The organism is Mangrovimonas sp. DI 80 (assembly GCF_001975575.1).
Taxonomy (GTDB): Bacteria; Bacteroidota; Bacteroidia; order Flavobacteriales; family Flavobacteriaceae; genus Mangrovimonas_A; species Mangrovimonas_A xylaniphaga.
In genome coordinates, this window is record NZ_MSDT01000007.1 from 81079 (window position 1) to 98401 (window position 17323).

15 protein-coding genes are annotated in these 17323 nt (G+C 30.5%); 7 read left to right on the top strand and 8 right to left on the bottom strand.

Annotation, left to right across the window (positions count from 1 at the left end; genetic code table 11):
• Position 1 precedes the first annotated feature (1 nt).
• The 4 genes from BKM32_RS14385 (at position 2) to BKM32_RS14400 (ending at position 9796) form a co-directional block, all read left to right on the top strand.
• Complete coding sequence (locus tag BKM32_RS14385) at positions 2-4396, top strand: hypothetical protein (RefSeq protein ID WP_076664576.1); 4395 nt, start codon at positions 2-4, stop codon at positions 4394-4396.
• Positions 4397-5179: 783 nt separating this feature from the next.
• Entirely contained in the window at positions 5180-5938 is a 759-nt protein-coding gene (locus BKM32_RS14390; RefSeq protein WP_076664578.1) for a hypothetical protein, read from the top strand.
• A gap of 399 nt (positions 5939-6337) precedes the next feature.
• Positions 6338-6685: a hypothetical protein gene (locus BKM32_RS16385; protein WP_123812132.1), complete on the top strand. Its 348-nt coding sequence runs from the start codon at positions 6338-6340 to the stop codon at positions 6683-6685.
• A gap of 819 nt (positions 6686-7504) precedes the next feature.
• Positions 7505-9796 carry a zinc dependent phospholipase C family protein gene (locus tag BKM32_RS14400; RefSeq protein ID WP_076664582.1) on the top strand — a complete coding sequence of 764 codons (2292 nt, stop codon included), beginning with the start codon at positions 7505-7507 and terminating at the stop codon, positions 9794-9796.
• A 133-nt stretch (positions 9797-9929) separates the two neighbouring features.
• Here BKM32_RS14400 and BKM32_RS14405 read toward each other — a convergent pair whose 3' ends face one another.
• On the bottom strand, positions 9930-10571 hold the full coding sequence (locus BKM32_RS14405) for a hypothetical protein (RefSeq protein ID WP_076664583.1): 642 nt from the start codon (positions 10569-10571) through the stop codon (positions 9930-9932).
• Between the two features lie 159 nt (positions 10572-10730).
• Between BKM32_RS14405 and BKM32_RS14410 the strand changes: the two genes are divergently transcribed.
• From BKM32_RS14410 to BKM32_RS16395, 3 genes are read left to right on the top strand one after another with little or no spacing between them, the layout of a single operon-like run.
• A complete protein-coding gene (locus tag BKM32_RS14410; protein ID WP_076664585.1) occupies positions 10731-11033 on the top strand; it encodes a helix-turn-helix domain-containing protein in 303 nt (100 codons plus the stop codon).
• A gap of 2 nt (positions 11034-11035) precedes the next feature.
• Positions 11036-11329: a type I restriction enzyme HsdR N-terminal domain-containing protein gene (locus BKM32_RS16390; protein WP_076664587.1), complete on the top strand. Its 294-nt coding sequence runs from the start codon at positions 11036-11038 to the stop codon at positions 11327-11329.
• On the top strand, positions 11322-11792 hold the full coding sequence (locus BKM32_RS16395; protein WP_076664589.1) for an aspartate-ammonia lyase: 471 nt from the start codon (positions 11322-11324) through the stop codon (positions 11790-11792). Before BKM32_RS16390 ends, BKM32_RS16395 begins: the two co-directional genes overlap by 8 nt.
• 120 nt (positions 11793-11912) lie before the next feature.
• On the opposite strand, the gene BKM32_RS14425 is transcribed toward BKM32_RS16395, so the two are convergent.
• The 7 genes from BKM32_RS14425 to BKM32_RS14455 form a co-directional block, all read right to left on the bottom strand.
• Complete coding sequence (locus BKM32_RS14425; protein WP_076664591.1) at positions 11913-12395, bottom strand: hypothetical protein; 483 nt, start codon at positions 12393-12395, stop codon at positions 11913-11915.
• A 52-nt stretch (positions 12396-12447) separates the two neighbouring features.
• The gene (locus BKM32_RS14430) at positions 12448-13212 is read right to left on the bottom strand and encodes a hypothetical protein (protein WP_076664593.1); all 765 of its coding nucleotides are present in this window, start codon (positions 13210-13212) and stop codon (positions 12448-12450) included.
• 3 nt (positions 13213-13215) lie between these two features.
• Positions 13216-13899: a hypothetical protein gene (locus tag BKM32_RS14435; protein ID WP_076664595.1), complete on the bottom strand. Its 684-nt coding sequence runs from the start codon at positions 13897-13899 to the stop codon at positions 13216-13218.
• Between the two features lie 2 nt (positions 13900-13901).
• Positions 13902-14234, bottom strand: a complete 333-nt coding sequence (locus BKM32_RS14440) for a helix-turn-helix domain-containing protein (protein ID WP_076664596.1) — start codon at positions 14232-14234, stop codon at positions 13902-13904.
• A 177-nt stretch (positions 14235-14411) separates the two neighbouring features.
• The gene (locus tag BKM32_RS14445) at positions 14412-15395 is read right to left on the bottom strand and encodes a hypothetical protein (RefSeq protein WP_076664598.1); all 984 of its coding nucleotides are present in this window, start codon (positions 15393-15395) and stop codon (positions 14412-14414) included.
• Positions 15382-16521 carry a site-specific integrase gene (locus BKM32_RS14450; RefSeq protein WP_076664600.1) on the bottom strand — a complete coding sequence of 380 codons (1140 nt, stop codon included), beginning with the start codon at positions 16519-16521 and terminating at the stop codon, positions 15382-15384. Before BKM32_RS14450 ends, BKM32_RS14445 begins: the two co-directional genes overlap by 14 nt.
• 4 nt (positions 16522-16525) lie before the next feature.
• Positions 16526-17110 carry a helix-turn-helix domain-containing protein gene (locus tag BKM32_RS14455; RefSeq protein ID WP_076664602.1) on the bottom strand — a complete coding sequence of 195 codons (585 nt, stop codon included), beginning with the start codon at positions 17108-17110 and terminating at the stop codon, positions 16526-16528.
• Positions 17111-17323: the final 213 nt, after the last annotated feature.

Consider the following 17323-nt stretch of genomic DNA (forward strand, 5'->3'; position numbering starts at 1 on the left):
TATGGAAAAAGATTTTATTCATATAAGAACCAGCATTCTACCATTTGGATTTAAAGGTGGGAAATATCGATTTTCGTTGTGTATCGATATAAATTCTGCTTTTAATCAAATAACTGATGAGGATAAAAATAAACTAGTCACATTTACTAAGGCATTTGGAGTTGGAAAGGAGCCGCTAGTGAAGCAAATAATAAATAATCTTAAAATTAAGGTTTACAAAAAAGATGGAAGCAAAACTGATACAGAAGATTTTACTATAAAAGATATCAATTGTTGCTTTAAAAAAGAGATAACTAATTATATAGAAGAAGTTTGGAGGTCCTTTTTAGCCCCTCCAGTAGGCACTCGTTACAGCACACAGAATCCAACAAGTAAAAATGATTTCACCCCTTCCAGTCTTGAACTAACTCCAGATCAAATAAGAACATTTTATCAAAACGATCAAAACAAGGATGGTAGTATCCCGAATATGTGTAAAATCCGTGAAATAGCAATTGAAGCTTTTGCTAAGTTAAAAGTTGAAAAAAAAGAGTCTAGCATGCTGGATGCACTTAAAGTTGAGATTGATACTATTAATGAAATGGCCTTAAATTTTAACAGTAAACTAGAGGGGATCTCGAATTTTTCCGCAGATTATAATAGTCTTCAAACCCAGAAGATGAAAAATAAAAGTAACTATCTATTTGATGACATAAACAAGGTAATAGATTTATGGTCCTTTATTGATGAAAATATCATACTTCAACGATTGTTTGGAAAGACCATTGACTTCGAAATAAGTAAAGAATACTTTGATAAAATATTTACAAACTTAGAGAATGAATGTTACTTTGATATTGGTTTTGAAAGTAATATTAAATTCCTAGATAAAACATACCGCTGGGAACACTTAAAAACAGCCTGTAAGCTATATAAATCGCATGACTTAATTATAGTTGATGAAGAAGCAGATTGTAACACCTCAATAAAACTTCAAGCAACCAATTACGATGTTGGAGGAGCATTAATTAGCTTGAAAGGGCTCAAGGAAAAATATCATGAAAAAATTGAGGCTTTGAACAAACCGGACCTTAATGAATCCGAAAAATATTTAATCAATAAAGAACTCATAAAATTAGACACCTCTAATCTTACGCTAGGAATAAATCTTTATAATAACGATTTAGAAAATATTACGAAAAGAGACAAAGCTATTTATGCGAAATTTCAAAAAGAACAAAAAGAACAAGCCACATTGCACCTGAAGGATGTTAGAGATGGTTTTTGCGTAGCTGTCAAAAGTAATGTGAGGAATGAGGTTATCACTCCTTTAGGACTTCGTAAGGCTACTTTGGAGCTCAACCACATCAACCCTAATATTGAGCTCCCAGAGGAGTTTAAAACACAAAATTATTCTATCAATTCCGATACTGCTATGCACGCTATAATTGAGGAAAATGATAGTGAGCTGAAAAAAGTAGGCATTCTGGATCCCGCAATGCTTACTTGGACAGGTGAAAACCTTGGAATGCCAAGTATTTTTTCCGTGCAAGAAGATGACACTAATTTTGAATCCACGCTGGATGAAGGCGGCATTGAAGATTCGACTCAATTTATAATGGAATATTTCTCCAATTTCTATGCAGAAGATTACGATATCAAAGGTGTTGAAATGGGTAGAGATAATGCCTTAAAAGATACATATTGCAAACTCAACACAGACAAAAGTAAGGTTAAGCTACTACTCAAATACTCTCAACCAGAAACAGGGAATAAAAAATTATGTTTTAGCCATCAGTATGACATTTTATTAATCGCAAAATTGAGAAACGGTTGGGAGCCACCTTTAGAAAAGATTCTAAATTTGAAAAATCTACCGTGTGACTATAAATTAGAACTTAACTCTTTTACTTTTAAAAGAAATGAACCTGTAAAGCCTATTCAACTGTTTTTGGAGAGCCCTTTAAATGATAGTGATGAGACACCACCAAAGGAATTTAGAGGTGGAGAGTCTTTAGATAAATTAGTTATTAGGAATTATAGCAATACTAATATAGATGATGATAAAAAGTACAAAACTCGTCAAAAATCCATACGTCATATTTTACCACCTGCAATTTCATTTCAACACGCACTTTGGCATCATAAAATATTTGATATGGATTCAAAAGATTCCTATAAATGGTATATGAAACACCATTTCCCAGCTGTTGCAGGCAAGCCTTATATGCATTTTGATACACAGGGATCATGGAGGGCCATAGAGAATAGAACATATACACACAATGAGGCCATTGAGTTTTCTACTATTATGGATGACTTCTATCCAGAAAACTGTACTATCAATTATTTACCCGACCCATTATCTATTGGTTTTAGATTTGAATTTTATAAAGATAAAAAACGATTATTAAAAGCTGAAAAATATGAACAATATGAACAATTAGAATTCTATTTCACAGGCGATTACCCGAAAATCAACGCTTGGAAAATTATACTTGAAGACTACAGAAAAAATGACCAAGATTTATTAAAAGTTAATCGTTGTGAAGAGAAAATCACTATAATGCTGGAGAAAGGCGATGAGCTCTTTATTACTGCACGGACTATCCTTAGTGAAAGTTATGAAGACCAATTTGAAACTTATGGTAATTATAACGACTACACGCGGTACGGGAATAATGATCTACTTACCCCCCCTTTAGAATTCAGTCTAGTACACGCCACACAACGCCCTCTTATTAGACCTAAATTGAATAACATCATTAAAGTCCATAAAGCCCAAGACCAAACTATGATAGATTTAATCGTGAATGCTACTATTGAACAAACAGGCATTCACTATGATAAGTCAGGAATTGTACAATATTTAGACGAGCAGATACCGACAGGAAATATAGAATTCTATGCCAAATGGGAAGAGTACATAGATGACCCCAAACATTTAACCACAGATAATTGGACCCCAGACCAGCCAATTAACAAAATAGACAAAGTGCATTTCAAAAATACTTTATATGACACACCGGCTACATTTGAAAGCGCTGTAAACATATCAAGTCAACTTGAACTTATGCAAGACTCTCTAAACAAAATAGCTAATCATCGAAATGATTCTAAGAATTATTCTGTTGATCTTCCCGTTTTATATGATGCCAAAGAAACAAAATACATAGAAAAATATTTTTGGGTAAAAAACAAATCTAAATTTACTCCTTATTATCCTAAATGTTGGGGTACTTTGGACGAGGATAAGCCTCAAAAAAAAGCCTTAGATGGACCGTGTTCAAAAAAGAGACTTTCTAAAGAAATTTTTAATAGTGTTTCCTTTCAACCAATTTTAGTACGAATACTTAATAGCAAAAAGCCTTCCCCTCCCAAAATTTCAGATAAAAATATCACTTTGGTATCTGTAATAGAGGATAGAAATAGCCGTAAGACTATCCACAGAAAGGCTTCCATGAACAGATTAAGATTCTTTTTTGAAAGAGGTAGACTTACATCCGGTAAAGGGGAGCGCATTGGCTTTGTTGTTAATGAACCTGCTTCCTCCTATAATGACTATTTATGTAAAAATAATCTTGTTTCCATTGTAGGACGGGATATTGTTTCTGACACGTTAAAACCCTATGACGGTTTATTTAGAAATGAAGATGTATTGTTAACGAAAGCAAATTTTGTTGTTAATGACCCTTATGATTTAAAGGACTTTGGTACTAAAAACCCTTCAAAAGATCTAGAAAGTTTTAGTCCAAAATATGTTAAAGAATTAGGACTTATGACCTATTTACCAAAATTTGACAAACAACTTAACTTATGGTATTTGGATGTAGAAATGGATATTAATGATGCTAAAGGAAGAGAACTTCATAGCCCTTTTCTTAGGTTCTCAATAGTCCATTATCAAGAAAACTCATTCAACTATAATGATTTTAACAAAGATTTTGAAAAACCAGAAATATCAAAAGATTGTAGAATCTCTGAAATTAATAAAGCTAGGTATGTATATATTTTGCCGTCAAGGGATATTGTGCTAACATATTGTACAAAGGCAGTAAGCGGCTACAAAAAAGGATTTGTTAAAGCTAACTTGACTTTTGATGATAGCTCTCTTAAGAATGGAAATAAATCACACCACACCACAAAATTTTATATTGCTGTAAGAAAAAGACTTAAAAGTGAATCGAGATGGGTTATAGCAGACAGAATTACAGAATGTGATGGTTTAGCTTTTATAAAAATGGATACAAAGGTAGCTGAACTTGATTTTATTTACCATAAAAAAAATACTGTTTATCAAACTGTTATAATTGAAACTGAAGATTGGGGTAATTCCAATGACAACAAGTTCGAAAATCTAATTGAGAATAAGAATAGTAGAATTGTTCATGTAAATACATTTCGTATTAATATTTAAAATGCTTCTATAAGAAAGAAAAGTCGGCTGAAGTCCTTTATTTTGATTCTATAAGAAAACAATCAATTATTGGGAGTTACTTTTAAATTGTTCTTAGTAATAAAAATCAAGTGTAAAGTACATATTTTTATTTGTTTACAGAACAGACTTTAGACTAGTAAATTATGATATACCTCAATTTTAATCTTAAGTTATGTAAGATCATTTTGATACAGAAAGTACTTCATCAATGTTTAAAATAATTAAACCAAATCAAGGTACAACAAGACTCGAAAATTAAACAGAAATTAGCATGCACCAATATAGGAGTAAAAAACGTTCTAATGAGGTTTTATTTATTTCTTTGAGGACTTCTATTACATTTAGGACAGTAATCCACACTTCAAAATGAGAAATTCTCCTAAAATTTGCTTTTGAAAGCTAATATTTATAATACTAATATACCCAAATTATATAATACGAATAAATATCATAATTTTTTTTCATTTTAGAACAAAACTTTATTGGAACAATTTGAATTAAATTAAAGTATTAAATTCCATGTACTATATTAAAATCAAATACTTTACAACTTTAAAAAAATACGTATTTCAAGGTATTTTATAACAACTTGCTATCAACTATATTTTAAAATCTATTTTTTTATAAGAAAAAGGGAATGTTTGAGGTAAATAACCATTCCAATTGAGTCAAAACAAATTTAATGGGGCTAAACACCACGAGGTTTACCCATACGTTATGGGTAACCTGAATAACGAACCTCCCAATTAAATTAAACCAATTATGAGTTATAAAATAGGAGATAAATGTAAAACAGGACAAGAGGTTTCATCAATTTTAGGACAATCTGCGACAGCTGCTGTTATTATAACAAAAGACAATCATCTCAGATGGGAATATTATGCCAATAGTGAAATTGTTCCAGATTGGTTACTTGGCTCCCTATCTGAATTTGATAGTCTTATGTCGCTTATCAAATTGACATTAAAAGATAAGTCTAAAAAAGAAACATATATTAGACTTGGTAAAGCTTTATTTGCTTCATTAACCACAATGACTGAAGACAAATTAGAGAATCATTTTCTTTCTATTAGAGAATACATTTATTCTAAAGCCAATGAAAGAGCAAGAATTTATTATGTATTGACTGGATTAATTAGTTTTATAATTATTGCTGTAACAGGAAGTTTAATTTATCAAAGTTTATCAGAAAATAATGCAGATTATGCGGACTTATTGTTTGGTGCACTTTTTGGTTCCTTTGGTTCTTTTATTTCCGTTGTATTGAGAAATGATACCTTACAAGTAGACCCTTATTCATCAAATACTTTTATTTGCTTCCAATCTTTGTTTAGGTTAATAACTGGACTTTTAGCTGGATTTGTTCTGATTTTAGGTATTAAATCTCAACTTTTATTAAGTAATTATGAGGGAAATTATTTTCTCGTTGCATTGGCTTCAATTACTTCAGGATTTTCTGAGCGATTCATACCTGAATTTATTGGGAAATTGGAAAAACAAAATAGAATAGCCAACTTATAATATGGCTATAAGTAATTGCTTGTTCCCGCCTACTTCTGTAAATCCTCTCGGGTTTTCAGTTCGGTGTGTACTTGCTAAGTTAACCACTAAACCACGCAACAGATCATACGAGCCAAACCGTTGTAGAGCATTTAAGAGAATATTAACCAAAACCAATAAATGATGAAACAATTATTAATTTTAACTCTAACACTAATTACACTAGGGTGTATGTCCGAAAAAAGTGAAGTTATTACTTCAAAAATTTCAACTGCAGACGGTGTTGAAATTACATGTACTTGTAATGGAAAATCAGTTACAAAAACTTGTCCAGTTGATGGCTACTGTGATTGTACGGGATCAGAACCTAAAGTGGTTTGCACTAACAAGCGGAATATTGAACAAATTAAATCACTAACAATGTCAGCACTAAAAACTGACAACATTGAAGATGTAAGCTATATAAATGATGAATATTTTGAGGCCGAATTCTATGACCAAAACTATATTGAGATTGATTCTCTGCAAACTGAATCTGAATTCGTTAAAGCAATCTATGATGGACCTTGGTACGGACATGACATGAGTCATGATGGAAAATATTACTATTTTAAAGGAAATGCTAATAATGAAAATACATCATCTAGTAAGGGATGTGGAAAGGCGGAATATAAACTCCCAATGGCTTATTGGAATCATTCCGACACCAAAGTAGAATGTGGTTCTCACCATGCTGACATAGTATTGAAGTTTACAAGAAGAAGATAAAAACACTCTACAAAAACTTGTAAAAATAATTGCCTGTTTCTAGCCTACTCGGAAAATCCTACGGATTTTCCTCTGGTTCGTTACATTTTTAGTAAGTAAGTTGCTCGCACACTCAACTCCTTATTACAAAACCGTTGAATTTAATCATATAAAACACTTACCTCCTTGATTTTAATTTCTTCTCCAATTTTAATTTTTTGTCAAATAATTGCTTATTAAGAAATACTGAAAAGAATATAGAAAATCCCAAATAAGTTAAATGATAAAACTATTAGAACATAAGACAATAGAGTTTTAACTCTCTAAACAAAAGAAAATACCAATAAATTTTGGCTACTACGTTATTTTAAAATTCAATAATGAAATTATCTATATTGGAAAAGCCACTAAACTTTTAGAACTTAAGAAAAAATCTCACAAACATTATTAGATAAAGCCTATTGGTTTAGCTTCAGTGAATGCAACGATCAATTTGAAATTACATGATAGGAACGAGGTTGGCTTAATCAATTTATTAAAGAATGGTGTTTTACCAATTTTGAATAAGATCAGTGCTTAAAACGATCATTACTCCAGACTCAATTAAATTTTAGTTCTGTTTTTCATTTTGACCTGTATAAACTGGTTTAATTAGCATGACAAATTAAATTTTTCTCATTTCTGAATCCTTAAAACCCATAAACACACACATACACAACTCAATATCAAATACATATACCCTTTTTTAGGTATATCATATCTTTTTAGAATTTATTTTATTTGATAATAACTTTTGAAATTCCTTTTTCTTGATTTGCTAATTCTGTTCAAACTTAAAAAATGAAATATTTTCTAATCCAAACAATCGTTCTATTCATTTTTCTCATTCCAACCAATTCAACTGCCTATAAAGTAGATATGCATATATGGATAGGTCAACAAATAATAAATGATTTAGAAGATGATGGAAAGCTTTCTTTTACCATTAAAGGAAAGACTAAATATATAAGTTTAAACCAAAATATATTAAATGCAATTTTATCTAATAAAGCTTATTTTTTACAAGGTAATGTTGGACCAGACGCCCTTCCTGGTATATATTCTGGGCAAATGACAATTCACCCAGGAGGCCAAAATAGTGATTGGGGAACAGGTGAATGGTTAGAGCATATGCTAAAAAACGCTACAGAACCAGAAGAAATCGCATTTACTTATGGGTACTTTTGTCATGCTGCATCAGATGTTTTTGCTCACACATATGTAAATCTATATTCTGGTGATTGTTTTTCATTAATGGACGGAGAAACAAATGTTGAAGAAAGACATGTCCTCCTAGAAGGATATATTTCCACATTTTTACCTCCTATGCTTGACATTAATGGAGTTAATTTAGGATCACCTGCATCAAATATCTTAATTGAGGGGAAACCTGCTGTTCCTACAGATTTTCTTTGGAGAATATTTTTAAAAAATAAATCTGCAATCAATCAATTTAAAAATAATGATTCACCTCATTTTGGTCTTATTTATGACTTATATAATGTTTTGGGAGAAATAGCTAAAGACGACGGATTGGCAGAAAGATTACACAACCAAATTCAAAAAATCGTGATTAATATGATGCTCGAAATTGATCTTAATGAAGAAGAATTAGAAAAAATAAATAAATTAAGACAAAATCTTCGTGACTTTACAAACAATACAATAAATGAAGCTCAAAAAATTGAAAGCAACATAAAAACGGAAATGATCAATATATTTGAAAACCAAAATTCTAATATAAACAATCACCTAAAAGATTCTGAAAATATCATAAAAAATATAATTTCACTTACAAATCAAAAAAATAATCTTAAAAATAAAATATCTGGCTATAAATCTCAAATTAATGAATTAAAAGATAATATCGATGACCTAAAAGATAGATTAGATGACCTAAGCCCCCTTAAACGGCTATTAAGTAGAAAACTAAAGAAGAAAGTAAAAAAAAGAAAAAAGCTGATAAGAAGAAATAAAAAGAACATTGAAAAGGCTAAGCAAGATTTGGAAAAAATAATTAATAGTGAAATACCTAAGAATTATGCCAAATTAAGAAATGAATTGGATGAAACTCTTGATACTGCAGTAGAACTATTAAAAAAAGAAAATGAACTAACCCAAACCTTCGTAGACTTTTTACAAAGATTTGAAACAAACGAAAATCCAATTGCTGGAATATTAATTGAATGGCAAAATGATATTGAAAAATCAATGAAAAACTACTTTATGGCCAATGCTTTAGCTATCTACAACTCTATTTCTTCAAAAGAGGCAATTGAACCATTAGAAGAGTGGTACACCGATTGGTTACCTCCAATACTCGGGGTCCCAAGTCATTTAACACACTTAAAATCAACCCTTGATGAGATTGAAGAATTAGCTAATAATTTAGATCCTGTTTCAAGTAAAATAAGAGAAATTAGAACAGAAATCGAAGATAAAATTAAATCAGTTACAACAACAGAATTATCTAAATTCGGGGAATATATATATTGTGTAGATTTCAAGAAATTTTTAGAACTAAGTTCTGAAAAACCAAATTCAGCCAAGTTAAACTCGGAATTCTCAAAATCACCATCTTCAAAAAAATTACTTAAAATAAATGATATCTCAGATAGAGTAAATTCTGAAATGCACATAAACAATGGTGCTTTTAACGAAAATGATTTTAATGCAGTTTACAATTCCATTGTTTTATCCAAACTATCATTATTAAATCATAAAGAAATAAATACCTTAGTTAAAAAGAGACTCTACAGTGGTAAAGATCTTGCGACGGATAATGTTTTAATAAGATTACCAAAATCAATAGACGGAAACCATCAATGGTTAAAAAAAGCGCCACCTCAAATCAGGACAGACGAAAATTATAACACAACAAAATCATATGGGTATGATATCGGTTTCCTTTTATGGAATGACAAAAAAACAAGAAAAAGGTTTTTTAGAAAACTATTTAAAGGGCCATTAAACCCAAGTCTTGAAACTCCAGTTGAATATGATTTTGAAGATATACTTCCCAATTCATACCCATACAGGCCAAACAAAGAATGTCAATTCCCAAGCTACCCTGAAAGCAATAAATGTAATTAGAAAATTAAAGTATCAAAATGGTAAAATCAAATGAATTAATCAAAACTTAATCTAACTCCACTTTCAAAAAGGTTTCTAAAAAACTAACAACTAGAGCCTTTCCATGACAGCTTCAGTTATTCTTTAGCTCACCCTATTCAACCCCTTCAAAAAATTTAACGGCGAAATTGCAGAAATCAATAATGACTTGCTTATTCAATTCAAACTCCTTTCGGCTACCTAAGTAATTCTTAGAAGTTGGAGTTATTTCTTTTCCTTCTTCAAGCTCATCAACAGTAATACAACGGATATGCTTTTTACTTACCAAAATAATGTACGCATTTCTATAGGGATAATCTTTTGGTAAATCCTTTAAAGCAAACATCCCACTTTTCCTAAACTTTACTTCTACGAAAAACACTTCATTTGTATTTGGATTTTGGACAACAAAATCAGGCATACGTCTTATTTCCGTGGCAACGTCACTTTTAACACCTTTAAGAAGCTCCATTATGCCTGGAATGGTATTCTCCATACCATATCGAAAAACATTAAAACCTAATGACAAAAACAACTCTTGAATTAAAGTTTCAGCAATACGTCCTTTAATCATGTTATATCTGTAATTCCATTGTTTATCATCCAATCCCCCATCGAAATTAAAGTCATCAGCATCCTCGATTATGGCATTGTCCTTTAATTTTACTTCCTTTCCATTATTTTCTTTCTTATAACAATCATAACAATGTCCTCCATTAAATTTGGTATACTCCCCGCAAACAATACATTCTGGCATATCAATTTTTTGATGGCAAAAATATAAATTACATTTAGAGAAACAATAAAAGATAACTCACATATATCTAATTAACCTGACAGAATTTTTTGTTGATTTTCCACTTGTACAAATTGTATTTGTCTATATTTAACAAATCATTTTCAAACAAAACTCCCTATGAATAAATTTGGAGACTTAATTCGCTCTAAGCGAGAAGAGCAAGAAATGTTGCTCAGGCATTTGTCTGCTGAGTTAGATATTGACACGGCAATGCTCAGTAAAATAGAACGAGGTGAAAAAACTGCTAAACGTGAACATATAGAAACATTAGCAAAACTTTTCAAACTTGACCATAACGAACTGTTTTCACTTTGGTTAGCAGACCAAGTATTTCAGTTAGTTGAAAACGAAGAGCAGGCATTACAAGCCCTACAGATTGCAGAAAACGAATTAAAAAATACTATAAAGAAATCTAAATAAATATGTCATTAGAACTACAAATAAACGGTAACAAAATATTCGCTCCTCTATTAGGGAAAGAGTTGATAATGACTCCTGAAGAACACGTTAGACAAAAGTTCATTTGCAGATTAGTAAATCATTACCAATACACTTTAGAACAAATGGCACAAGAAGTAAAACTAACAGGCTCTAAAAGAGGGACTGGGCGTGCAAGTGCTGATATTGTAATATGGCGTAGTAAAGAGGATAAACTCAAAAAGTTAAATCCAATTATTGTGGTAGAATGTAAAGCCGATTACATAACATATGGATAATAATTTAATAGCTAATGCTGGCGAATTTTTTGTTTGTGCTCAACTGAGCAAAAAGGGAATATTAACCCTATTAACACCAAAAAACAATCCTTTGTTTGATATAATTGCAACTGATAATTTAGGTTCAAAACATGTTGCAATTCAAGTAAAAACTATGGGTATTGGAAATAAACAAGGATGGAAATTAAACAAGCAAATAACTGTTAAGAAAAACAACCCAAATCTATTTTTAATTTTAGTAGACTTAAAAGAAGATGGCCTTAACAACTTTTATGTTTATTTATATGATGATTTTGTAGACAAGGTTAATGAGACCTATCAAGAATACATTACTAAACCCCATGCCCGAACAGGTGAGCCGAAGAAAGATGTGTCTTTTAGATGGTTCAATTATAAAGATTTTAAATCTCAAGACCATTCGAAAAAAAATAAATGGGATTTAATATTTGATAAACTGAATTAAAACTTTACTGTCAGGTGAAGTAGTGCTATTATATATTAAAAACCACTTCAATTTACCTTAGATCAAGTTTTATTGAAGTGGTTTAAAAATTGCGTAGTCATTGCGATTAATTTAAATTGTTTAGATAATCAAATCATCAAATTTTGGTTTGACTGGTGGAGCTTGAAACTTCTTTGCTACTTCAAACGTGTTTTTAAGCTTGTTTAATTCATTTACTAAAAGGTTAATGTCACCTTTAGTTGCGGGAAGAGAATCAGGAGCTACAAACTTCTTACCAAAAAAAGTAATGGCATCTGCAGCCAAAGTTCCCATAGCTGAATTTTTAATATCTGTAGCATTCATCCCTCTTTTACTATATTCTTCTAAAAGCGACTTCATTCTCTCCTCAAATTCATTAACCTGACTACTCAATTTATCTGCTAAAATTGAATCTTCCTCTTCTTTAATTTCTGCTTGATCATTTTGGTAATGACCTGAAATGTATTTATAATTATTTCTTTTGTAACAGGCCTTGGTTTTGCAACTTTGACTACAATAGACATGATTACTCCTTCTTGAATGAAAAGGCTCCTTACAGTATTTACATATTTTTATTTTACTCATTTTTGTATCTTTTTTTAATCTTAAACATTAAATAAGGTTAAATTTAACCTTTTCACTTCCTCATACTCTTGCCTTTAAATTCAATGAAATTGAACATTTTAAAAAACCTATCATACATTCTTCCACCATATCTTTCACCAAATTCCATAAGAGTGCTTTCTAAATCGTTTGTATTCCCTAAATAATTACATGTAACATAGGTTCTTTTACCTAAAGCATACCGCTTCTCTAAAATCTCTACCAATAGTTCAACATGCCCATAATTACTTGCTACTCGTTCGGCTCCAAAATCATCGATAAGAATCACACCCCTCATCATCTCCAACTTAAACTCCTTCTTTTCAAATGGAGTTTGACAAGACTCATACATATCAACAATTTCATGGGCGTTATAAATTTTAAACCTACTTTCTTTACACTCTAAAAAAACATTCTTCTTAAAGATATCACTCAAAGCCTTCATGTATTCGGTTTTACCAATGCCAAATCCTCCAACAATAAACAAGCCTTTAGAAAATGAAGGTTTAGACAAATCACTCCGTAACCTTTCACATCTAAAAAAACGATTATCCTTAACAAAATAAAACAGCAGGGTTTTTAAATTTGGAATAGTCAGTTTATCTTGAATGAGTTTCTCATCAGTATTTTTTTTGAATTGTTCAAGCAGTCTATTCCAAAGCCATTTTAGATATTTACTCTTATTTTCAGGTAAGCCTTCAATAGGTATCGCCTCCTTGCCTATTTCTTTGCTTTTAACTCTATAACCTTCTAATAAATTAGCAACAGATTGCGACATATTTTCACGATATCCTTCCATATACTATCTATTGGTTATTAAATTCGACTTAACCTTTTTAGGAGATTTCTTTTCATTAGCCACCCATTTATTCAAACGCTTTTCAATTTCAAAAAATCTTTGCTCTTCAAAACGCATTTTAGACTTATCGTCATTTAATTCACTCCAATAATTATAAAAAGCACTTAAAGTTTCATTCTTAAACTGATAGAGTGCATAAACCTCTTCTCTAAATCTTTTTTTTCTATTTATTATTAAATTATCTTTAGTATTCGTTGTTGCTAATTGCTTGCGAAAGCTGTGCGAATCACTTGCTAACCCTCTGTCATTTTCCATGCTATTTTGTATGCTATTCGATATGTCATTTCCCCCTTCCACTTCAGCTATAAAATCGTTAAAATTTATAATTCTAATTTTGGTATAAGAAGATGATTCTACTTCGATGGTACCAGTACCTTTCAATTTCTTCAAAGCAGTTCTAACCTTACTAATTGATAATCCTGTTTCAACAGCAAGTTTTTCGTAAGATGTAATGAACTCTCCTTTATTAATCAAGATACCCTGCCACCTCTTACTGCTATAATTTACTTTCAATAAACAATGAACAAAAACTTTGAACACATTTACATCTGTGTACCATTCCCATTCTGTAATAGATCTCCATAGCATTATAAAGCCGTTATAATTTTTAGTAATTAAATTCGTCATCCTTACGCTACCTTTCTTTTTAGTAAATATTCATTTACTCTATTGTTTAACTCTTCTTTTGGGGTTCTCCTACCCTCCCTTATCCAATCTATCAATTCTGATTTCTGGAAATACAGCCTTTTTCCCTTTTTACAATAAGGGATTTCATTTTTGTGAACTAATCCATAAATTGTAGATTTTGATAATTTGATAAGCTTTGCAGCTTCATTAACGGTAAGCAACTCCTCTTCATCGACATTTGAAGAGGTTGAAGAAACTAATTTTAGCTTCTCCGCAATTTGCTCAACGAGGTAATTTATTCCATCCTCGTCAAGCATAAAAACTTGATTTTTCATTTGTTTTGGTTTTAAAATTTGCCGCAATCTATAACCTTTTTAAAGCCATTTCAAGCGGCTCTCTTAAGGTTAGGAATGTCTTAGAAAAATTTTAAATAATGAAAATCAAAAAGTTACGAAGAGATAATTTTAATAAATAAAAGAAAACAACCGCAAAGTTTGTTTAAACAAACATGTTCAACGTTTATATATATTTTTATTTGATAACAATTCTGTTTTGATTTCTTCAAGTTCATCCATAATAACTCCAAAATCAAAATCCTTCAATTTAGACATTGTAGAATCAATAAGTTTTTGTTTACTTTTATCAGAAGAATAATATTCCAATCCTTTTTTCACTTTGCTATATGCAGTGTTGTTATTTGCTTCCTGATAGAATATTTTTAAATCATCAAATCCACCAACAATCCTCATTAATTTTATAAAAGAAGTAGCACTGATAGTAGGAAATTGAACATCTGTATCCTTGATATCCCTATCTAATATTTTCTGAATAATATGAATTACTAAAAAACGCTCATTATCATTAAATTGATCAAGTTTACCCAAGGTTTCTTCATGCTCTTGGCTATGCTTAAGTTCATTTTGTTCTATTTCTTTATTCACTTCACTTTCAAGCTCATTATTTCCTCCTATGGAATTGTCCTTGTTTTCAGGATACAGTTGATCCATCATTTCTTTATAGAAATATGAACTTCTAAAGGAAAAATTTTCAAAGTTTTCAAAAAAGAAAAATTCATATTTACCAAGGGCATAAATCAGTTCATAATAATCCTTATAAGATTTATAATGGATTAATGAATTCCTAAGAACAGTTTCCAAAGCCAAATTAGCAACAAAACGATTGTAACCTGATTCATTAATAGCATGATAACTATCCAAAATTTCATCATTCAATATTTTATCCACAACATCTGCCTCCTCTCCATCATAATAAGTATATCTATCTTGAAATAAATTGTACGGCTCCTTAAATCGATTGATTAAATTTAAAGCATATTCTGTTTCAAGATAGCTCCTTAAATTTTTACATATTCTATTATGTGCTGTAGTAAAAGGCCGTCCTTTTATTTTTGCCTTTTTCATCTCATCCATCACAAATGATTTGGTAATTTCAAAGCCTATCCTGTAAAAACGCCTGTAAATTTTATAGTAATCCATCTAAATCCAAATTAATTCTATTCGCTGCCTCCACCTTACTTTTGTCCATTACTTTAGTGTAAATTTGAGTTGTTGAAACATTTTTATGTCCCAACAATTTTGATACGGTATAAATATCCGTTCCATTTGCTAACTGCAAAGTAGCATAGCTATGTCTAAAATTATGGAACGATATTTTTTTGTTTATTTCTGATTTCTCAACCCATTCCTTTAAAGGTCTAACTACTTGAGAATATTTAATGTTATCAAAAATAAAATCTGAAGTTTTGGCTTGCTTCTTTAAAATGCTGAAAGCAGTATTTGAAATTGGATGATTGTTCACATTTCCTGTTTTCTGCTCCCTTAATTTCACATAAGTACCTTGATGTTTATCCTCATACAACATATCCCAAGTTAAGTTTTTAATATCTATAAATCGAAGCCCTGTAAGAGCAGAAAAAACAGCCATATCCTTCACCCTTTCAATCTTTATAGGGGTATTCCATAATTTAGAAATTTCCTCTTCTGTTAGGTATTCCCTATGTGTTTCTTCTTCTTTAATATAATCTGCATGAACAGAAAGGTCTCTTTCTATTAAATTCTGTTTATAGGCTTCTTTCAAAACATGAATGAATTTTTTGTAATAAGACGATGCCGTATTCCTTTTCAAATTTCCCTTATTAGTTCTTAAATTTTTCGTTTTCAAGAGAAATTCCCTATACTTTTTGACATGATGAATTGACAATTGACTCGTTGTCAGTTTATCTCCTACAAAGGCTGTAAAATAGGTTTTAGAGGCATTCCATATATTATAATTATTAAGACTTCCTTTATTATAATACTCTTCTACAATAGTTTCATAAAAAGCTATAAAACTAACATCTAAATTCACATTTTCCTTGAAACCATATTCCTTATTCCTGATCTGAATTAACCTTTTAGATCTAATTAATTCTGCAAAATCAATAGTTTCAACATTATGAGCTCTTTCTAAATCATTAGAAGGCTTTTCATAAATCTGTAATTTCAAAAATTCTCTTCTTGTTGGCTTTCCTGTTTGAGGATTTACAACTGGAGGATAATAATCCAAATACAAACTTAATTTCCCATTGGCTATTTTCTTTTGCCTTAACGTAACATTTGCCATTTCTTTATTTATTAGGAACTCCAAAGAGCTTTTTGATATCAGATTTCAATACGTAAGTAAATCTTCCCTTTTTGATTTTATTAATGTTATTCTTTTTAATATGCCTTTCAACTGACCTTCGTGAAAGACAATAAAATTCTGTGACCTCCCCCATACTATAATAATGCACCTTATTGAAGCTTATCGATTTATCTTTCCCACTTTCAACAACGGCTCCCTTGCATTTAGGTTTTTGAAGCTCGTTGTAACAATACTCTTCTAAGTCTACCCTTCTTATCATTACTCGGCTCAGTATATTAAAACTTGCTAATTCATCCATTTTTATAAGCCTTTTTATGGTTGAAATACTAACGTTTAACAACAATGAGCAGTCTTCAATTGACAAATAGTCTTTCAATGAAACAATTTCAAGTTGATCTTTATAGCTAATAGATATTTCAACTCCAGAACCAACAACTTCTTTAAGCCTATTTTTCTTTGATTCATATTTATAATCCTTTCTATTACAGGAATGACTACAATATTGGGTTTTTGTGGTTTTGGCTTGAAATTGTTTTCCGCAATATGTACATCGTTTTGTTATTTGCATTTCAAGAAAATTTTTGATTCAATTCCATTCTATAAAGCTCCATAAAATTCTACAAAGCTCTATGAGGTCCATTTATATGCGACATGCGACATCTTTTTTTTCAAACATATAAAAAAAATCAAAATAAGGTACAATTGAGGTACAAAAAAAGTAAGAAAATATAGGTTAAAACAAAAAAACACAAACCACCCAAAATAAAAAACCCTTATTATA

Excerpts from the sequence above, each read along its gene's own strand:
- BKM32_RS14390 (WP_076664578.1), top strand. The coding sequence starts at position 5,180 with ATGAGTTATAAAATAGGAGATAAATGTAAAACAGGACAAGAGGTTTCA.
- BKM32_RS16390 (WP_076664587.1), top strand. The coding sequence starts at position 11,036 with ATGTCATTAGAACTACAAATAAACGGTAACAAAATATTCGCTCCTCTA.
- BKM32_RS14410 (WP_076664585.1), top strand. The coding sequence starts at position 10,731 with ATGAATAAATTTGGAGACTTAATTCGCTCTAAGCGAGAAGAGCAAGAA.
- BKM32_RS14430 (WP_076664593.1), bottom strand. The coding sequence starts at position 13,212 with ATGGAAGGATATCGTGAAAATATGTCGCAATCTGTTGCTAATTTATTA.
- BKM32_RS14440 (WP_076664596.1), bottom strand. The coding sequence starts at position 14,234 with ATGAAAAATCAAGTTTTTATGCTTGACGAGGATGGAATAAATTACCTC.
- BKM32_RS14455 (WP_076664602.1), bottom strand. The coding sequence starts at position 17,110 with ATGCAAATAACAAAACGATGTACATATTGCGGAAAACAATTTCAAGCC.
- BKM32_RS14425 (WP_076664591.1), bottom strand. The coding sequence starts at position 12,395 with ATGAGTAAAATAAAAATATGTAAATACTGTAAGGAGCCTTTTCATTCA.
- BKM32_RS14445 (WP_076664598.1), bottom strand. The coding sequence starts at position 15,395 with ATGGATTACTATAAAATTTACAGGCGTTTTTACAGGATAGGCTTTGAA.
- BKM32_RS14450 (WP_076664600.1), bottom strand. The coding sequence starts at position 16,521 with ATGGCAAATGTTACGTTAAGGCAAAAGAAAATAGCCAATGGGAAATTA.
- BKM32_RS14435 (WP_076664595.1), bottom strand. The coding sequence starts at position 13,899 with ATGACGAATTTAATTACTAAAAATTATAACGGCTTTATAATGCTATGG.
- BKM32_RS16385 (WP_123812132.1), top strand. The coding sequence starts at position 6,338 with ATGTCAGCACTAAAAACTGACAACATTGAAGATGTAAGCTATATAAAT.
- BKM32_RS14405 (WP_076664583.1), bottom strand. The coding sequence starts at position 10,571 with ATGCCAGAATGTATTGTTTGCGGGGAGTATACCAAATTTAATGGAGGA.
- BKM32_RS14400 (WP_076664582.1), top strand. The coding sequence starts at position 7,505 with ATGAAATATTTTCTAATCCAAACAATCGTTCTATTCATTTTTCTCATT.
- BKM32_RS14385 (WP_076664576.1), top strand. The coding sequence starts at position 2 with ATGGAAAAAGATTTTATTCATATAAGAACCAGCATTCTACCATTTGGA.
- BKM32_RS16395 (WP_076664589.1), top strand. The coding sequence starts at position 11,322 with ATGGATAATAATTTAATAGCTAATGCTGGCGAATTTTTTGTTTGTGCT.